The organism is Bartonella sp. AS69XJJH (assembly GCF_042195585.1).
Lineage (GTDB): Bacteria > Pseudomonadota > Alphaproteobacteria > Rhizobiales > Rhizobiaceae > Bartonella.
In genome coordinates this window covers 1-1,702 of the sequence record NZ_JBHIOO010000076.1, presented here as the reverse complement: position 1 = coordinate 1,702, position 1,702 = coordinate 1, and the positions used below count along the sequence as shown (strand labels likewise).

At 40.0% G+C, this 1,702-nt stretch carries 2 protein-coding genes and 2 pseudogenes; all 4 read right to left on the bottom strand.

Annotation, left to right across the window (positions count from 1 at the left end; translation table 11 throughout):
* Positions 1-167, bottom strand: a pseudogene (locus tag ACFIK6_RS09690) (hemagglutinin repeat-containing protein); the annotation flags it as partial.
* Between the two features lie 196 nt (positions 168-363).
* Positions 364-840 carry a hypothetical protein gene (locus tag ACFIK6_RS09685; RefSeq protein WP_375642724.1) on the bottom strand — a complete coding sequence of 159 codons (477 nt, stop codon included), beginning with the start codon at positions 838-840 and terminating at the stop codon, positions 364-366.
* Positions 841-962: 122 nt separating this feature from the next.
* Positions 963-1,370 carry a hypothetical protein gene (locus ACFIK6_RS09680; RefSeq protein ID WP_114648053.1) on the bottom strand — a complete coding sequence of 136 codons (408 nt, stop codon included), beginning with the start codon at positions 1,368-1,370 and terminating at the stop codon, positions 963-965.
* Positions 1,367-1,702 (bottom strand): annotated as a pseudogene (locus ACFIK6_RS09675) (hypothetical protein); the annotation flags it as partial. The gene ACFIK6_RS09680 and the pseudogene ACFIK6_RS09675, both read right to left, overlap by 4 nt.

Here is a 1,702-nt window from a genome sequence, read left to right as displayed (position 1 = left end):
GGGTTTGTACCGGCAATAATATCGGCTCCAACACCATGGATGCTGCCTTTGTGGGCTTGCATATTAACAGCGCGTCCTGCTTCTATTGTTGTGGTCATCGCAGTGGAACCTTGAGAAGAAGCTTCTGCTTTCTTAAAGCCCACTTTCATACTGCCAGATGCACCAGCCTCGGTCAAACCGCTTAACGTATCCTGTGGATTGCCCCACGACTTTGGCTTCAAAATACGCATCACCCGTAATGAAACCTCACCCTGCCTTATTGTCGACTATCTTAACCACCAAATTAAAAGTGCCCGTTGCGTGGATAAAGAAGGAAACAGCTTTGATCCTCTACTTCATTCGTGATTTTATCCAACGACCTTTTTAACGATGGGGAGAACGCTTTGGTGATCGCTTTTGTAAAGTTTTTTGCTTTTGCTGACGTTTTCTTTCATCCTCAAAATGCGTTAGTAAAGCGCGTTCCTGTTTCGTTTTGTTGGTCACACCAAAGGTGTCATTGTCCATAAATTGCTGATATCCAGCTAGCATCAAATTAGCTAAAAACGAGTCACTTTTCAGAGGTTGTACAAAATAGAGCCCCTTTGAATCTTGCAATTTATACCGGAAACCTGCTTTTTTCATGCACTCATAAACTGAGGCAAATTCATTTGCATACGAATTCATATCACTAGAAGAAGCATAGACTGGTTTCCAACCACATTTTGATAAGGATTGTTGGATCATCGCTTTATCGACACCTGGTTTTTCCCATAATGCTAAAGTTGATGGAGGAGGTTGGTTAACACATCCAGCGATACTTAACAAAGCTATGCAACTCAATATTTTTAAGATTTTCTTCATTCTTCCCCTCTTTCAATGGATTTATTTACGATAAAACAATTCATAAGCCTGTTGATATTTTCTGTCACCGCTGCTTAAAACAACAGTGAACAATATTGAGATGGTGGATTGTTGATCATCACTTAAGGCTGGCATTCATCCGCATTTTTATATTTTTTACAAAACGGGCTGTTTAAGCGCTTTTCGACACTTCTCTGTGGGATGACAGCACCAGGCTGACAAATAGGGAGGTCTCTACCGTTAAAAGGAGAACACCAGCTAGCTCTCCCTTTATAATGGAATCCTGCTTGGATCATGCAAGCATCAATCGTTGCATTCTCATTGTTGCTTAACTTTTGAACTTCATCCTCAAGATAATTAAGGTGTGGCAAACCACATTCTAGCAATGCTTTTCCTACCTCCGTAGAATCTGCTCCTAGCTTCTCCCACACAGCCGTCTCTCCTCGAGGAGGTTTATCAATGTTTTCAATGTCACATCCAGCAACCGTTAACAGAATGAGCAGGCTTAATAAATTAAACAACATTTTCATTTTTTGTTCCCTGTTCTCGTTGAATAAAGTTTGTTAAAACTAAATGAACCATAATTAATTTGACACTCACGACTTGCATCAGCATAACAATTATGGGGGCTCGGGTTAAGGCCCCAGACCGCTCTCCCCATCTCTCTGATTGGATTAGTTGCTATAGTAAATAAACTGTTTGCTGCAAATATTATCATATAAAAAGGATTTTTTATACCTTTCTCCAAAAGTGAAAAATCTAGATTTAAAGGTGCCTTATAAGCTGTAGGCCAATTGTAACCAATCACTGTACTAATGGGGTCTAACATATGACCTTGTATGTAGATATAATTTTTTTCGCC